At 62.4% G+C, this 16,446-nt stretch carries 17 protein-coding genes; 2 read left to right on the top strand and 15 right to left on the bottom strand.

From position 1 onward, the window contains the following. The first annotated feature begins 170 nt into the window (after positions 1 to 170). A complete protein-coding gene (locus tag CRX69_RS02475) occupies positions 171 to 1,112 on the top strand; it encodes a DnaJ C-terminal domain-containing protein (RefSeq protein ID WP_047227356.1) in 942 nt (313 codons plus the stop codon). 50 nt (positions 1,113 to 1,162) lie between these two features. Beyond that, the gene (locus CRX69_RS02480) at positions 1,163 to 1,462 is read left to right on the top strand and encodes a chaperone modulator CbpM (protein ID WP_047227357.1); all 300 of its coding nucleotides are present in this window, start codon (positions 1,163 to 1,165) and stop codon (positions 1,460 to 1,462) included. A gap of 140 nt (positions 1,463 to 1,602) precedes the next feature. Here the strand turns inward: CRX69_RS02480 and ureC are convergent, their stop codons facing one another. The 15 genes from ureC to CRX69_RS02560 all read right to left on the bottom strand — a co-directional run bounded on the left by ureC (position 1,603) and on the right by CRX69_RS02560 (position 16,445). Next, a complete protein-coding gene (gene ureC, locus CRX69_RS02485; protein ID WP_047227358.1) occupies positions 1,603 to 3,303 on the bottom strand; it encodes an urease subunit alpha in 1,701 nt (566 codons plus the stop codon). 141 nt (positions 3,304 to 3,444) lie between these two features. Continuing rightward, positions 3,445 to 3,750, bottom strand: a complete 306-nt coding sequence (locus tag CRX69_RS02490) for an urease subunit beta (protein ID WP_014336352.1) — start codon at positions 3,748 to 3,750, stop codon at positions 3,445 to 3,447. After that, positions 3,747 to 4,280: a GNAT family N-acetyltransferase gene (locus CRX69_RS02495; RefSeq protein ID WP_003197345.1), complete on the bottom strand. Its 534-nt coding sequence runs from the start codon at positions 4,278 to 4,280 to the stop codon at positions 3,747 to 3,749. Before CRX69_RS02495 ends, CRX69_RS02490 begins: the two co-directional genes overlap by 4 nt. 5 nt (positions 4,281 to 4,285) lie before the next feature. Beyond that, entirely contained in the window at positions 4,286 to 4,819 is a 534-nt protein-coding gene (locus CRX69_RS02500) for a GNAT family N-acetyltransferase (protein WP_047227359.1), read from the bottom strand. Positions 4,820 to 4,828: 9 nt separating this feature from the next. Then, complete coding sequence (gene ureA / locus CRX69_RS02505) at positions 4,829 to 5,131, bottom strand: urease subunit gamma (protein WP_047227360.1); 303 nt, start codon at positions 5,129 to 5,131, stop codon at positions 4,829 to 4,831. Between the two features lie 167 nt (positions 5,132 to 5,298). Continuing rightward, a complete protein-coding gene (locus CRX69_RS02515) occupies positions 5,299 to 6,150 on the bottom strand; it encodes an urease accessory protein UreD (RefSeq protein WP_047227361.1) in 852 nt (283 codons plus the stop codon). 30 nt (positions 6,151 to 6,180) lie between these two features. Further along, the gene (gene urtE, locus CRX69_RS02520) at positions 6,181 to 6,879 is read right to left on the bottom strand and encodes an urea ABC transporter ATP-binding subunit UrtE (protein WP_047227362.1); all 699 of its coding nucleotides are present in this window, start codon (positions 6,877 to 6,879) and stop codon (positions 6,181 to 6,183) included. A 132-nt stretch (positions 6,880 to 7,011) separates the two neighbouring features. Beyond that, the gene (urtD, locus tag CRX69_RS02525) at positions 7,012 to 7,872 is read right to left on the bottom strand and encodes an urea ABC transporter ATP-binding protein UrtD (protein WP_047227437.1); all 861 of its coding nucleotides are present in this window, start codon (positions 7,870 to 7,872) and stop codon (positions 7,012 to 7,014) included. Next, a complete protein-coding gene (gene urtC / locus CRX69_RS02530; RefSeq protein ID WP_107321473.1) occupies positions 7,872 to 8,948 on the bottom strand; it encodes an urea ABC transporter permease subunit UrtC in 1,077 nt (358 codons plus the stop codon). The genes urtD and urtC overlap by 1 nt, the downstream gene beginning before the upstream one ends. Then, positions 8,948 to 10,450 (bottom strand): urea ABC transporter permease subunit UrtB, encoded by a 1,503-nt coding sequence (gene urtB / locus CRX69_RS02535; RefSeq protein ID WP_047227364.1) that lies wholly within the window; start codon positions 10,448 to 10,450, stop codon positions 8,948 to 8,950. Before urtB ends, urtC begins: the two co-directional genes overlap by 1 nt. A 163-nt stretch (positions 10,451 to 10,613) precedes the next feature. Continuing rightward, a complete protein-coding gene (urtA, locus tag CRX69_RS02540) occupies positions 10,614 to 11,879 on the bottom strand; it encodes an urea ABC transporter substrate-binding protein (RefSeq protein ID WP_047227365.1) in 1,266 nt (421 codons plus the stop codon). 244 nt (positions 11,880 to 12,123) lie between these two features. After that, positions 12,124 to 13,134, bottom strand: coding sequence for a FecCD family ABC transporter permease (locus tag CRX69_RS02545; RefSeq protein ID WP_047227366.1), 1,011 nt, complete (start codon positions 13,132 to 13,134; stop codon positions 12,124 to 12,126). Beyond that, entirely contained in the window at positions 13,131 to 14,078 is a 948-nt protein-coding gene (locus tag CRX69_RS02550; RefSeq protein ID WP_047227367.1) for an ABC transporter substrate-binding protein, read from the bottom strand. The genes CRX69_RS02545 and CRX69_RS02550 overlap by 4 nt, the downstream gene beginning before the upstream one ends. Further along, positions 14,075 to 14,863, bottom strand: a complete 789-nt coding sequence (locus CRX69_RS02555) for an ABC transporter ATP-binding protein (protein ID WP_047227368.1) — start codon at positions 14,861 to 14,863, stop codon at positions 14,075 to 14,077. The genes CRX69_RS02550 and CRX69_RS02555 overlap by 4 nt, the downstream gene beginning before the upstream one ends. Before the next feature lie 202 nt (positions 14,864 to 15,065). After that, positions 15,066 to 16,445 carry a PepSY-associated TM helix domain-containing protein gene (locus CRX69_RS02560; protein WP_047227369.1) on the bottom strand — a complete coding sequence of 460 codons (1,380 nt, stop codon included), beginning with the start codon at positions 16,443 to 16,445 and terminating at the stop codon, positions 15,066 to 15,068. Position 16,446: the final 1 nt, after the last annotated feature.

A 16,446-nucleotide genomic window follows, 5' to 3' on the forward strand; every position in this document is an offset into this window, starting at 1 on the left:
TGGCATGGGCCTGGCAGCCACAAGGCGAGTACAAGAACCGCCACCGGCTGCCGATAAACTTCTGAAGCGCCGCCCGGTCACAAACCTTGAGATCGGTCAAACCCCAGGACTTGTATCACGAGCATGCTGCGGGTGGCGGTGCGATATCGATAACGGATGGTGATCCTTCGATGGACTTCAAAGACTATTACAAGATTCTGGGTGTGGAGCCGACGGCTGATGACGCCACGATCAAGGCTGCTTATCGCAAACTGGCCCGCAAATACCACCCGGATGTGAGTAAGGAAAAGGATGCCGAGACCAAATTCAAGGACGTCTCCGAAGCCTATGAAGCGCTGAAGAGCGCCGACAAACGCGCCGAGTACGATGACCTGCGTCGCTATGGCCAGCACGGCCAGCCTTTCCAGGGACCGCCGGGCTGGCAAAGCCGGGGCGGCTTTGGCGGTGGACAGGACACCGGCGATTTTTCGGATTTCTTCAGCTCGATTTTTGGTAATCGCGGGCCGGGTTTCGGTGGCGGACAGTCAGGCCGCAGCACCGGCCGTCGAGGGCAAGACGTGGAAATGGAACTACCGATTTTCCTGGAAGAGACCCTGTCGAGCGAATCGAAGAAGGTCAGCTTCCAGGTGCCGCAGTACAACGCCGCCGGCCAGCACGTCAGCAATACCAGCAAAAGCCTGAACGTGAAGATTCCCCTGGGCGTGACCGACGGCGAACGCATCCGCCTCAAGGGCCAGGGTGCGCCGGGTATTGGCGGCGGTGCCAATGGCGATTTGTACCTGACCATTCGTTTTGCCCCGCACCCCAAGTTCGACGTCGAAGGCCAGGATCTGATCATCACGTTGCCCCTGGCGCCGTGGGAATTGGCACTGGGCACTGAAGTGGCGGTGCCGACCCTCACGGGCAAGATCAACCTCAAGGTTCCGGCCGGCAGCCAGAATGGCCAGCGCATGCGCGCCAAGGGCCACGGCCTGCGCAACAAGGCCGGCGAGCGCGGTTACCTGTTCGTACAGCTCAAGGCCGTGATGCCCAAGGCCAGCGACGAGGCAGTCAAGGCGTTGTGGGCGGAGCTGGCAAAGAAGGCTGCGTTCGATCCGCGGGAGAATTTCTGACTGTTTTGAGGCGCTAGACTCGACAGTTAAAGCATTGGGAGAAGCAGACCATGAACAACCCGATCATTGAACTGAACCTGATGGAATTTTGCGAGGCCGCTGCGTTGGCGGATGTCCATGTGATCGAAATCGTCGAGCATGGCATTCTCGAACCCCATGGCGCGGCCCCGGCGGATTGGCGCTTCACCGATTACGAACTGGTCTTGGCCCGGCGTGCGGCCAAGCTGCGCCGCGAGCTGGAACTGGAATGGGAAGGTGTCGCCCTGGCGCTGGACCTGCTGGAAGAAGTGCAGCAACTGCGCAGCGAAAACCGCATGCTCAAGCAGCGGTTGGGGCGGTTGGTGGAGTAAAAAACGCTCAATGAACAAGCGCCAACCTGTGGGAGCAAGGCTTGCCCACGATGAATTCAACTCGGTTCTCAAGAGTTGAGGCACCTGTATCGCGAGCAAGCTTTGCTCCCACAAGTCTTGCTCTCAGGTCCTCACTCCATTCAAAACAGAAAATAGCGCTGCGCCATCGGCAGCACATCAGCCGGTTCACACCACAACAACACCCCATCGGCCTTGACCTGGTAGGTCTGTGGATCGACATCGATGTTCGGCAGGTAGTCGTTGTGGATCAGGTCGGTTTTCTGCACATTCCGGCAGCCTTTGACCACGGCAATTCTCTTCTTTAGTCCAAGCTGTTCGGGCAGCCCCGCCTCGGCGGCGGCCTGACTGATGAACGTCAGGCTGGTGGCGTGCCGCGAGCCGCCGAAGCTTGCGAACATCGGTCGGTAGTGCACCGGTTGCGGTGTCGGGATCGAGGCGTTGGCGTCGCCCATCAGGCTGGCGGCAATCGCCCCGCCCTTGAGGATCAGGGTCGGCTTGACGCCGAAGAACGCCGGGCGCCACAGCACCAGGTCGGCCCACTTGCCCACTTCGATGGAGCCCACTTCATGGCTGATGCCATGGGTGATCGCCGGGTTGATGGTGTACTTGGCGATGTAGCGCTTGATGCGGAAATTGTCGTTGCCTTCGCCATCGCCGGGCAGGGCGCCGCGTTGCTTTTTCATCTTGTCGGCGGTCTGCCAGGTGCGGGTGATGACTTCACCGACGCGGCCCATGGCCTGGCTGTCGGAACTGATCATCGAGAACGCGCCCAGGTCGTGGAGGATGTCTTCGGCGGCGATGGTTTCACGACGGATGCGGCTTTCAGCGAAGGCCACGTCTTCGGCGATGCTCGGGTCCAGGTGATGGCAGACCATCAGCATGTCCAGGTGTTCGTCGATGGTGTTGCGGGTGAATGGCCGGGTCGGGTTGGTGGAGCTGGGCAACACATTGGCAAAGCCGCAGGCCTTGATGATGTCTGGCGCATGGCCGCCACCGGCGCCTTCGGTGTGATAGGTGTGGATGGTGCGGCCCTTGAACGCGGCCAGGGTGGTTTCCACGAAACCCGATTCGTTGAGGGTGTCGGTATGGATCGCCACCTGCACGTCGTACTGATCGGCCACGCTCAGGCAGTTGTCGATGGCTGCCGGCGTGGTGCCCCAGTCTTCGTGCAGCTTCAGGCCGATGGCACCGGCCTTGACTTGCTCGATCAACGGCTCTGGCAGGCTGGCGTTGCCCTTGCCGGTGAAGCCGATGTTCATTGGGAAAGCGTCGGCGGCCTGGAGCATGCGCGCCAGGTGCCACGGCCCGGAGGTGCAGGTGGTGGCATTGGTCCCGGTGGCCGGGCCCGTACCGCCGCCGATCATGGTGGTCACGCCACTCATCAAGGCTTCTTCGATCTGCTGCGGGCAGATGAAGTGAATGTGGGTGTCGATACCGCCGGCGGTGAGGATCATGCCCTCACCGGCGATCACTTCGGTGCTGGCGCCAATGGCGATGGTCACATCGGGCTGGATGTCCGGGTTACCGGCCTTGCCGATGGCTTTGATGCGCCCGTCCTTGAGACCGACATCGGCCTTGACGATGCCCCAGTGATCGATGATCAGCGCGTTGGTGATCAGCGTGTCGACGACCTCGGCGGCCAGCAGCTGGCTCTGGCCCATGCCGTCGCGAATCACCTTGCCGCCGCCGAATTTCACTTCTTCGCCATAGGTGGTGAAGTCCTTTTCCACTTCGATCCACAGTTCGGTGTCGGCCAGGCGGACCTTGTCGCCGACGGTGGGGCCGAACATGTCGGCGTAGGCTTGTCTCGAAATCTTCATGTGCTTGCCTTGGAATTCAATTGAATGTGGAAACCGTTCGCTTCGCTCACTCATCGCGAGCAGGCTCGCTCCCACAGTTGATCGCATTCCCCTGTGGGAGCGAGCCTGCTCGCGATGGGGCCGGTGCTGGCACCCTATGGCTTAAAGGTCGCCCATCACCCGCCCGGCAAACCCGAACACCCGGCGATGGCCCGCCAAATCCACCAGTTCCACCTCGCGGCTCTGGCCCGGTTCGAAGCGCACCGCGGTGCCGGCCGGAATGTTCAGGCGCATGCCACGGCTGGCGGCGCGGTCGAAGGTCAGGGCGTCGTTGGTTTCGAAAAAGTGATAGTGCGAGCCGACCTGGATCGGCCGGTCGCCGCTGTTGGCGACGTTCAGGGTGAGGGTGCGGCGACCGACGTTGAGTTCGATGTCGCCGGGCTGGACCTGGTATTGGCCTGGAATCATTGCGGTTGCCCCAAAGTCTTGTAGTAAATGGCGGTCGGGGTGTACGTCCCGTCCGGGCTCTGGCAGTAGTCGGGCAGTTCACCGACGCGGGTGTAGCCCATGGCGCGGTAGAATGCCTCGGCCTCGGAACCAGCCTCCGTGTCGAGGTACAACAGGCCGCGCTTGTGCTGGCGGGCGCCGAGTTCCAGGGCGCTCATCAATTGCTGGCCCAGGCCGCGGCGGCGAGCCTCGCCGCGCACCAGCAGCTTTTGCACTTCGGCACGGTTGAGGCCGTTGGGTTTCTGGCACAGGGCAAGTTGGACGCTGGCCTGCACCTGTTCATCCTTGACCACCACCCACAGCAGCAAGTGGCCCTGATTGAGACTGGCCTGAACCTCATCGAAATAGGCGCGTGCCTGGACCGCATCGAGATCGGCCATGAACCCCACGCTGGCGCCATAGCCGACGGCGTCGAGCAACAGATCAATCAGGCCCTGGCGGTAGTGCGCAAAGCTCTCGGCGTGGACTCGGCGCAACTGGGCGGGGTTCATAGGCATCACTCCTTGTCGACGGCAGGCGGTAGCGCCCCTGGGTTGAGGATCAACTGCATGAAAGTCAGGTCCAGCCAACGGCCGAACTTGGTGCCCACCTGGGGCATCTGCCCGGTGGTGATGAAGCCAGCCCGCTCGTGCAGGCGAATCGAGGCGGCGTTGCCGCTTTCGATGGCCGCGACCATGACGTGTTTGCCGCACGCCCTGGCGCGCTCGATCAGGGCCGTCATCAACAGTGAGCCCAAGCCGTTGCCGCGTTGGTCATCACGTACGTACACCGAATGCTCCACGGTGTGCCGGAAACCATCGAAGGGTCGCCAGTCGCCGAACGAGGCATAGCCGAGGACGTTATCTTCGTCATCGACCACCACCAGCACCGGATAGCCTTGCGATTGACGGGCGCTGAACCATGCCTGGCGATTGCCCAGGTCCACGGCCTGTTCGTTCCAGATCGCCGTGGTGTTCAGCACCGCGTCGTTGTAGATGTCACGGATCGCTGGCAAGTCGGCGTGGCGGGCGTCTCGAATGTCATAGGTCATGGTGCGGCCTCACGCGATCGGCTGGTGGACAGTGACCAGTTTGGTGCCGTCGGGAAACGTCGCCTCGACCTGGATCTCCGGGATCATTTCCGGGATGCCCTCCATTACCTGTTCGCGGGTCAACAGCGTGGTGCCGTAATGCATCAGCTCGGCCACGGTCTGGCCATCGCGGGCGCCTTCGAGCAGGGCGGCGGAAATATAGGCCATCGCCTCCGGGTAGTTGAGCTTCAAGCCGCGAGCCAACCGTCGCTCGGCGACGAGGCCGGCGGTGAAGATCAGCAGCTTGTCTTTTTCGCGTGGGGTCAGGTCCATGTGCAATCCATAAGGGCAGATAAAAAATTCTTGCTGTAAACACAGATCTCCTTGTGGGAGATCCTTTGTGGGAGCGAGCTTGCTCGCGATAGCGGTGTGTCAGTCGACATTAATGTTGAATGTTCCATCGCCATCGCGAGCAAGCTCGCTCCCACAGGAAAGCAGATTCATGTACTCCAGATTCTGGGCGGCATGGCCTCTCTTCCAAGCAATGCAGGCCTGAGCAAACGCCACAATTCAATCAACCAACCCCGCGCCAGCAGCGCCTCGCTCGCCAGACACCGGGCCACGATCAGGCCGGGCAATTGAGTCAGGTCGCCGCGCACGTCATGGCCCAGAGATCGGCACTGTTCCAGCAACGCACTATCGATTTCCCCGGTCACCAACAACGTGGCAAACACCGGATCGCCGCCCAGCCCGATGGGCGAGTCGAGCAATCCGTCACCGCCCACAATGCGCTGGCGTTCATGCCAGAGCAACTGCCCGTCGCGGCGGATGTCCAGCCGCGACTGGAAGTGCCCCAGGTCAAATCGTTCACCGCTGGCCGGCCGGCCGAGGGCCACCATGTCCCAGTAGAACAGGCGCCCGTCACCCTGCAGGTCGATGCTGGTGCTGAGTTCGGCCTGGGCGGCGCTGAAGACGATGGTTTCCTGGGGCAGCCATTCCAGGGTCGCCCCCGCGGCCACGCTCAGGTTCAGTTGCTGATAGGCCGGGCCGGCGGCGCGATACCACTTGGCCGCGCCGGGACTGGTCAACTGCGCCCAGGCAGCGGGGCCGACGTGGGCCGCGATGTCCAACCGATCACCGCCGGCAATCCCGCCGGGCGGGTGGACGATGATGTGTTGGCACACTTCGGGGCCCTCGGCGTACAGGTGTTTTTGCACCCGCAGCGGACCTTTGTGGCGGCGCTGCACCGGACGCGTGCAGTCACCGAACCGGGCATAACCCAGTTCCAGCTCGGCATGCCAGCTGGGGGTGAACAGGGCCGAAGGCGCCAGTAAGGAGACAGGTAGGTTCATGATTTCCGATTATCGTTAGAGCGCTACAGACTAGATCGTAACCAGCCCGCGCACACCCTCGGCTTCCATATTTTCTCCGCGCCCCTGCTGCACGATCTCGCCCCGGGACATCACCAGGTATTGATCGGCCAGTTCGGCGGCGAAGTCGTAGAACTGCTCCACCAGCAAAATCGCCATGTCGCCCCGGGCCGCCAGTTTCTTGATGACCACGCCGATCTCCTTGATCACCGACGGTTGAATGCCTTCGGTGGGCTCGTCGAGAATCAGCAGGCGCGGACGGCTGGCCAGGGCCCGGCCAATGGCAAGTTGCTGTTGCTGGCCACCGGACAGGTCACCGCCACGGCGTTGTTTCATTTGCAGCAGCACCGGGAACAATTCGTAAATGAACGCCGGCACCTCTTTGGCCTCGGCGGCGGGAAAACGCGACAGGCCCATCAGCAGGTTTTCTTCCACCGTCAGCCGTCCGAAAATCTCCCGGCCCTGAGGCACGTAGGCAATACCGGCGTGCACCCGTTGGTGCGGTTTGAAGGTGGTGATGGGTTTGCCTTCCCAGCTCACCGCCCCTTCCTTGGCCGGCAACAGGCCCATCAGGCATTTGAGCAGGGTGGTCTTGCCCACGCCGTTGCGGCCCAGCAGGCACGTCACCTCGCCGACCTTCACGTCGAATGACAGGCCGCGCAGGATGTGGCTACCGCCGTAGTATTGGTGCAGCTTGTCGACTTGCAGCATTTTCCAGATTCTCCTCGAACCCCTGTGGGAGCGAGCTTGCTCGCGATAGCGTCAGAACATTCAGAATGGATGCTGACTGACACACCGCCATCGCGAGCAGGCTCGCTCCCACATAAAAAGCAATTTTGCGCCTCAGCGCCCGAGATACACCTCGATCACCCGCTCATTGTCCTGCACCTGCGCTAGCGACCCTTCGGCCAGCACGCTGCCCTGGTGCAGCACGGTGACGTGGTCGGCAATCGCGCCGACGAAGCCCATGTCGTGTTCCACCACCATCAGCGAATGCTTGCCCGCCAGTGATTTGAACAGCTCGGCAGTGAACTCGGTTTCGGCGTCGGTCATGCCCGCCACTGGTTCGTCGAGCAGCAAGAGTTGTGGGTCCTGCACCAGCAGCATGCCGATCTCCAGAAACTGTTTCTGCCCGTGGGACAGCAACCCGGCGGCGCGATTGACCGACGTCGTGAGGCGGATGGTCTCCAGCACTTCGCTGATGCGCTCGTGTTGCTCGCCAGTGAGTTTGGCCCGCAGGCTGGCCCACACCGATTTGTCGGTTTTCAGCGCCAGCTCCAGGTTCTCGAACACGCTCAAGGCTTCGAACACCGTGGGTTTCTGGAATTTGCGACCGATGCCGGCCTGGGCGATCTGCACTTCGCTCATGCTCGTCAGGTCCAGGGTTTCACCGAACCAGGCCTTGCCGTGGCTGGGCCGGGTCTTGCCGGTGATCACGTCCATCAGCGTGGTCTTGCCCGCGCCGTTGGGGCCGATGATGCAGCGCAATTCGCCGACGCCGATGTACAGGTTAAGAGCGTTCAGGGCCTTGAAACCGTCGAAACTGACGCTGATGTCTTCCAGGGTCAGGATGGTGCCGTGACGGGTGTTCAGGCCCTTGCCGGCGGCCTGACCGAGGCCGATGGCGTCGCGACTGCTGCCTTGGTCTTTGTTGGGATCCAGTATGGGTTCGAGCATGAAATCGGCTGTGGGTGTGATTCGCATCATCCGCCCCTTTTCTTGAGTAGCCCGATCACACCCTTGGGCAGATACAGGGTCACAACGATGAACAGCGCGCCGAGGAAGAACAGCCAGTACTCGGGAAAGGCCACGGTGAACCAGCTCTTCATGCCGTTGACCACACCGGCCCCGAGCAGCGGCCCGATCAGCGTGCCGCGCCCGCCGAGGGCCACCCACACGGCGGCCTCGATGGAGTTGGTCGGCGACATTTCGCTGGGGTTGATAATGCCCACCTGCGGCACATACAACGCCCCGGCCAGGCCGCACAACACCGCGCTCAATACCCAGACGAACAGCTTGAAGCCACGGGGATCGTAGCCGCAGAACATCAGGCGGTTTTCCGCGTCGCGCAGGGCGGTCAGCACTCGGCCGAACTTGCTGCGGGCCAGGCGCCAGCCGATGAACAGACTCGCCACCAAGAGCAGCACCGTGGCCAGGAACAGCACCGCTCGGGTGCCCGGCTCGGTGATACCAAAGCCCAGGATCGAGCGAAAGTTGGTGAAGCCGTTGTTGCCGCCAAACCCGGTTTCGTTGCGGAAAAACAGCAGCATCCCGGCAAACGTCAGGGCCTGGGTCATGATCGAGAAATACACGCCCTTGATCCGCGAGCGGAAGGCGAAGAAGCCGAACACCAGCGCCAGCAACCCCGGTGCCAGCACCACCAGGCACATGGCCCAGACAAAGCTGTCGGTGCCGCTCCAGTACCAGGGCAATTCGCTCCACGACAGAAAGGTCATGAACGCCGGCAAGCCGTCACCGGCGGCCTGGCGCATCAGGTACATGCCCATGGCATAGCCGCCCAGGGCGAAGAACAGACCGTGACCCAGGGAGAGCAGGCCGGCGTAGCCCCAGACCAGGTCCAGCGCCAGGGCGACGATGGCGTAGCAGAGAATCTTGCCCACCAGGGTCAGGGTGTAAGCCGAGACATGCAGCGGGTTATCCACTGCCAACAGCGACAGCAGCGGCAGGCTCAACAGCACTGCCAGGATCACCACGCCGACGGCGAGGGTGACTTTCGGGCCGGCCTTTTGCGCGGCCGTGAGCATCAGGGGCTGGTTCATCAGTCGATTACCCGTCCTTTGAGCGCGAAGAGGCCTTGCGGACGCTTCTGGATGAACAGAATGATCAGCGCGAGGATCAGGATCTTGCCGAGCACGGCGCCGATCTGCGGTTCAAGAATCTTGTTGGCGATGCCCAGCCCGAACGCGGCGAACACACTGCCGGCCAACTGACCGACGCCACCGAGCACCACCACCAGGAACGAGTCGATGATGTAGCTCTGGCCCAGGTCCGGGCCGACGTTGCCGATCTGGCTCAGGGCCACGCCGCCAAGCCCGGCGATGCCCGAGCCGAGGCCGAAAGCGAGCATGTCCACGCGGCCGGTGGGCACGCCGCAGCAAGCGGCCATGTTGCGGTTCTGGGTCACCGCGCGCACGTTCAGGCCCAGGCGGGTCTTGTTCAGCAACAGCCAGGTCAGCGCCACCACGAACAGGGCGAAGGCGATGATCACGATGCGGTTGTAGGGCAGTACGAGATTCGGCAGTACCTGGATGCCGCCGGACAGCCAGGCCGGGTTGGCGACTTCGACGTTCTGCGCGCCGAACACCAGGCGCACCAGTTGGATCAGCATCAGGCTGATGCCCCAGGTGGCGAGCAGGGTTTCCAATGGCCTTCCGTAGAGATGGCGAATCACCGTGCGCTCCAAAACCATACCGATGGCGGCGGTGATGAAAAACGCCACCGGCAGGGCGATCAGCGGGTAGAACTCGATGGCATTCGGGGCGAAGCGCTGGAACAGCATCTGCACCACGTAGGTGGAATAGGCCCCCAACATGAGCATCTCGCCGTGGGCCATGTTGATCACCCCCAGCAGGCCGAAGGTGATTGCCAGGCCCAGGGCGGCCAGGAGCAGGATCGAGCCCAGGGACATGCCGCTGAAGGCCTGGCCCAGCAATTCACCGATCAGCAGCTTGCGCTTGACCTGGCCGAGGCTGGTTTCGGCGGCGGTGCGTACCGTGGCGTCGGTTTCAACGCCGGGTTCGAGCAGGCCTTCGAGGCGGGTGCGGGCCAACGGATCGCCGGTTTCTCCCAATAGCCGCACGGCAGCCAGGCGAACCGACGGGTTGGGGTCCACCAGTTGCAGGTTCGCCAACGCCAGGCTCAGGGCTGCATGCACGTCTTCGTCCTGCTCGCCGGCCAGTTGCCGATCGAGAAACGCCAGTTGGGCCGGGCGGGCGCTTTTTTGCAGTTGCTGGGCGGCGCTCAGGCGCACGCTGGCGTCAGCGGCCAATAGTTGATGGCTGGCCAGGGCGGTTTCAATCAACCCTCGCAAGCGGTTGTTCAGGCGCAGGGTCTTGGGCTGGCCGTCGACGGTCAACTGGCCTTGTTGCAAGGCGTTGATCAGTTCGACACGCTCAGGTTCCGGTTGCGCGGCCCAGGTTTCCAGCAGCGTGGCTTGCTGGGGCGGCTTGGCGGCGAGGAAATCTTCGGCATCACCGGCGTGGGCCTCCAGTGGCAACAGCAGCACCAGGGCGAGGATGAGGCGGTAGAGGGCGGTGGGCATATGCTTGGCCTTGCGCGAACTTCTTTCTTATGTGGGAGCGAGCCTGCTCGCGATAGCGGAGAGTCAGTCACATCATTTCTAGCTGACCCACCGCTATCGCGAGCAGGCTCGCTCCCACAAGGTTGTGTGTCGGTCCCGGGATCCAGGACCGACACCCATGGGCTCAGTTGCTCTTCACCGCATAGTCAGGCTTCTTGTCGTTGCCTTCGATGAACGGGCTCCACGGCTGGGCGCGGATCGGGCCCTCGGTCTGCCAGACCACGTTGAACTGACCGTCGGCCTGGATCTCGCCGATCATCACCGGCTTGTGCAGGTGGTGGTTGGTCTTGTCCATGGTCAGGGTGTAGCCCGACGGTGCGTCGAAGGTCTGGCCGGCCAGGGCTTCGCGGACTTTGTCGACGTCGGTGGACTTGGCTTTTTCAACCGCTTGCGCCCACATATGGATGCCGACGTAGGTGGCTTCCATCGGGTCGTTGGTCACGGCTTTGTCGGCGCCCGGCAGGTTCTTGGCTTTGGCGTAGGCCTTCCAGGCGTCGACGAATTTCTTGTTCGCCGGGTTATCCACGGACTCGAAGTAGTTCCACGCCGCCAGGTTACCCACCAGCGGCTTGGTGTCGATGCCGCGCAGCTCTTCTTCGCCCACCGAGAACGCCACCACTGGTACGTCGGTGGCTTTCAGGCCCTGGTTCGCCAGTTCTTTATAGAACGGCACGTTGGAGTCGCCGTTGACCGTGGAGATGACCGCGGTCTTGCCGCCGGCCGAGAACTTTTTGATGTTGGCCACGATGGTCTGGTAGTCGCTGTGGCCGAACGGGGTGTAGACCTCTTCGATGTCCTTGTCTGCCACACCTTTGGAATGCAGGAACGAACGCAGGATCTTGTTGGTGGTGCGCGGGTAGACGTAGTCGGTGCCCAGCAGGAAGTAACGCTTGGCACTGCCGCCTTCTTCGCTCATCAGGTATTCCACCGCCGGAATGGCCTGCTGGTTCGGCGCCGCGCCGGTGTAGAAGACGTTCGGCGACATCTCTTCGCCTTCGTATTGCACCGGGTAGAACAGCAGGCCGTTGAGCTCTTCGAACACCGGCAACACGGATTTGCGCGACACCGACGTCCAGCAGCCGAACACCACCGCGACCTTGTCCTGGGTCAGCAATTGACGGCCTTTTTCGGCGAACAGCGGCCAGTTCGAGGCCGGGTCCACGACCACCGCTTCGAGCTGCTTGCCGTTGACCCCACCCTTGGCGTTGATCTCGTCGATGGTCATCAGCGCCATGTCCTTGAGGGACGTCTCGGAGATCGCCATGGTGCCGGACAATGAATGCAAGATGCCGACTTTGATGGTTTCGGCGGCCTGGACGGTCCAGGCCATGCCCATCGCGGCAATGCTTGCCGAGAGTGTAAAAGCCTTGATCAAGCTACGACGCTTCATTGTGCGATCTCCGTGCAATTATGAGTTTTTTTCGATGGCAGATGCGGACGCTGAAGGGGCTTTTGCAAGGGGTGTGCCCGGTTGGGCAAAGGCATTGAGAATGCGGGGTTGGCGCGCTGGGGTAAAAGTGCGAATGCACCACTAGCGACCGCGGCCTAGGCGCTGGTGCGATCAGATGCGCCACATTGGGGCGAAGGCTTGCAGTTCCCCTGTTATTTGCAAGTCAGGGAAACAGGGGGTGGATTCAGCGACGGCGCATCAGGCCGATGAAGAACAGGCCACCGATAGCGGCAGTGGCGACGCCAATGGGCAAGTCCTCCGGTGCGATCAGGGTCCGGGCCGCCACATCCACCCACACCAGGAACAGGCTGCCCAGCAGAACACACGCAGGCAGCAGCCGACGGTGTTCGGCACCCACCAGGCGCCTGGCAATGTGCGGCACCATCAGCCCGACAAAACCGATCGAGCCGCTGATGGACACCAGCACGCCGGTCATCAGCGAGGCGATCAGGAAAATCCACAACCTCACCTTCGCCGCGTTCAGGCCCAGGGTCACGGCGGTCTGTTCGCCCGCCATCAGTGCATTCAGCGGCCGGGCCATGCCCAGCAGCAATCCCAGCCCCAGCAACACACTGGCCGCCGGCACCGCCAGCAATTCCCAGCGCGCCAGGCCCAGGCCGCCGAGCATCCAGAACATCACTGCGGAACTGGCGCGATGGTCACCCAGAAACAGCAAGAGGTTGGCCGCCGCCATCATCACGAATGACACCGCCACGCCGCACAGCAACAAGCGATCGCTTTCCAGACGGCCTTGGCGGCTGGCGATGGCCAGTACCAGCAACATGCTCAACAATGCGCCGATAAATGCGGCCAGCGGCAGGGTCAGCAGACCAATGATCTCACCGACATGCAGCACCACAATGACCGCCCCCAGGGTCGCGCCGGACGTGACGCCCAGCAGGTGCGGGTCGGCCAGGGGGTTGCGCGTTACCGCTTGCAGGACCGCACCGATCAACGCCAGTCCTGCGCCCACCAAGGCTCCGAGCAGCAGGCGCGGTACGCGGATCAGCCAAACGATATGTTCCTGGCCGGGCGACCAATACACGTCACCCACACCGAAAGCCTTGTTCAGCAGAATGTCCCAGACCACAGCCACCGGCACCCGCGCCGGACCGAACCCCAGGGACACCACGCACGACACCAGCATCAGTGCACCGAAGCACACCAGCAACGCGCCATAGCGACGATTGCTCATGGACGGTGAAAACCCTTTGCCAGGGTTTGCACCGCTAATACGTTATCGATACCCGGCGTGGCCTGAACGTAAGGGATCACGATGAAGCGCCGGTGCTTGATCGCATCCACCGATTGCAGGGCCGGGTTGTTCAGCAGGAATTGCTGCTTTTGCTCGGCGCTGACTTCGCCGTAATCGACAATCACGATCACTTCGGGGTTGCGCTCGACCACGTTCTCCCAGCTCACCCGGGTCCAACTGGTCTGCACGTCATCAAGAATGTTGCGCCCGCCGGCCGCATCGATCAGGGCCTGTGGCATGCCGAGACGGCCGGAGGTCATGGCGCGGTCTTCGCCACTGTCGTACAGGAACACTCGGGGCTGATCAGCAGGCAACTGCTTGCGCACTTGCGCCACCTGGGCCTGCATCGAGGCGATCAACTCATTGGCGTGATCCTGCACATCGAAAATCCTTCCCAGGTTGCGCAGGTCGTTATAGGTGTCTTCCAGGGTGGCCGGCGGGCGTTTCATCACGAACGCGCAGGATTCGGTCAACTCGTACACATTGATGCCCAGCGGTTGCAGGGTTTGCGGCGTCAGGTCGCCGCCCACCCGCATGCCGTAGTCCCAGCCGGCAAAGAAGAAATCCACGTTGGCATTGAGCAGGGTTTCCACCGACGGGTATTTGGCCGCCAGCTCCGGCAGGCCATCGAGGATTTTCTCCATGTCGGGCGTCACTGACTTCCAGCCGCTGATGCCGCTGTAGCCCACCATGCGCGACTTGAGCCCCAGGGCGAGCATCATCTGGGTCATGTTGATGTCATGGCTGACGGCGTGTTTCGGCGCCTGGTTGAAGGTGACTTCGCGATTGCAGCTTTGGATCGTCAATGGGTAGCGGGTGGCCTCGGCCAAAGCATGTGCACTGCCGAGCAGCAGCGGCAGAAGCAGCAGGGAACGCAAGATCATGGTTGGGTTATCCAGGTGATTCGGGGGTGGGCGGCCAAGGGGTGTTCGTCAATCAGCGCCTGCACGCCAAAGACGTCGCGCAATAGCGTGACCGTCAGCACTTCCTTGGGCGTGCCGCTGGCGACGATGTGTCCGTGGTCGATGACGTAGAGCCGATCACAGAACGCGGCGGCCAGGTTCAGGTCGTGGATGCTGGCGAGGGTGCCGATCCCCAGGCGTTTGATCAGTTGCAGCAGTTGGAGTTGATAACGCGGGTCGAGGTGATTGGTCGGCTCATCGAGGATCAGCACCTGCGGCTGCTGCGCCAGGGCGCGAGCCAGGATCACCCGTTGCTTTTCCCCGCCCGAGAGTGTGGCGAAAGCATGGTCGCCGAAGCCTTGCAACCCGACCGCTTCGAGGGCCTCGATGACCAGACGGCGGTCTTCGTGACTGTCGCCATCGAACAGGCCTTTGTGGGGCGTGCGCCCCATGGCGACGACTTCCTGGACCGTCAGGCCGAAGGCGTCGGGAAACTCTTGCAGCACCACAGCGATGCGTTGGGCGCACCAGCGCGAGGACTGTTTCCAGACGTTGTGATGGTCAAGTTTGACCTCTCCCGCCTCCGGCTGACTGAACCGATAGGCGCAGCGCAACAGACTGGTCTTGCCGCTGCCATTGGGCCCGATCAACCCGACAAACTCCCCGGCACCCACCTGCAACGTGGCGTCACGCAGCTGGAACTGATGATGGCAGTGGCCATGGCCCAGGGGTGTCCAGGCGAGGTGGGAGAGGGTTAGTGCGGTCATGCAGCTACTCAAATGGTTGGATCGAGACACAGCCCCCTGTGGGAGCGAGCCTGCTCGCGATAGCGCTGGATCAGCCTGCGCAGAGGTGGCTGACAGACCGCTATCGCGAGCAGGCTCGCTCCCACAGGAACACCGTGTTCACAATTCGCAAGGCGGGCGCGATTGTAGAGGTTTCGCGCCGTCTTTCGTTAACGCACTGTCTTCAACTTGAAGATGAAACCACCTCAGGCTGGCGATTGAAACGGGTGACGAGCCGATCCAGCAACCCCATCACCAGCAGCGACGCCCCCACCAGCGGAAACACCACCGCCAGGGCCAGCATAATGAACACCCCGGTCTTCCAGGTCGGCAAGTCGTGACGCAGTGCCGGTACGCCGAACTTGCCCTGGGGCCGACGCTTCCACCAGATCACCACGCCGCTGACGGCGCTGAGCAGGATCATCAGGCAAATCAGCAACACGATGATCTGGTTCAGCGGGCCGAACATCTTGCCTTCGTGCAGCATCACGCCGGTTTCGGTGGCGCGGGCGACGACGCTGTAATGTTCCCAACGCACATCCGCCAGGACCTTGCCGGTGTACTGGTCCACGTGCAGGGTCGCGTCGTTGCGCGGGTCGTCGGCGAATACAGCGATGGTGAATACGCCGGTAGCGGTGGTCGGCAGGGTGATGCTGTAGCCAGGTTCCACTTTGCGTTCGGTGGCGATGTCCTGCACCGCTTGCAGGCTTATGGTCGGCGCGGCGGGACCTTCATGGGCGCCGCCGTGGGCCATGTGTTCGGCATGGTCGCCGGACATCGGCATCGGGGTATTTTCCACGGCCCAGGGTACGGTCTGGCGGTGCGCATTGTTGAGGCTGCCGGCGGCGACGTCGGACTTGGGCATGTCGTTCCACATGGCAGCCGGGAAGCGGTTCCAGAGGTCAGCATATTGCTTGCCCCAGAAGCCGGTCCAGGTCATGCCGCTGAGCAGCATCACCAGCAGAAACGCCGCGCCCCAGAATCCGACGACCCCATGCAGGTCGCGCCAGAACAAACGACCGCGAGCGCTCCAGCGTGGCCACAACACTCCGGCCGACGACTGCCCGCGAGGCCACCACAGGTACAGGCCCGACACCACCAGGACCACGCCCCAGCCGGCGGCCATTTCCACCAGTCGGTCACCCACGGTGCCGATCATCAACTCACCGTGGATGGCCCGGGCGATGGCTTGCAGGTTGTCCTTGGCGTCCTGTTCACCGAGGACATCGCCATGGTACGGGTCAATGAACACGTTAAGCTCGCGGCCCTTGTCGATCACCACGAATTGCGCACTGCGCTCGGCATTGATCGGCGGCAGGTACTGTTTGACCTGGCCTTGAGGGTAGGCTTGCCTGACCTGTTTGAGCAGGTCGTCCGCCGCCATCGTGTGATGGCCGGCCGGCACGTTCAGCAGGCTGCCGTACATCAGAGGGTCGAGTTGCGGCTTGAACAGGTAAATGATGCCGGTCAGGGCCAGCATCACCATGAACGGCGCCACGAACAGCCCGGCATAAAAATGCCAGCGCCAGGCCAGGTTGTAGAAATTGGGTTTCGGTTGGCTCATT

The organism is Pseudomonas rhizophila, from assembly GCF_003033885.1.
GTDB lineage: Bacteria > Pseudomonadota > Gammaproteobacteria > Pseudomonadales > Pseudomonadaceae > Aquipseudomonas > Aquipseudomonas rhizophila.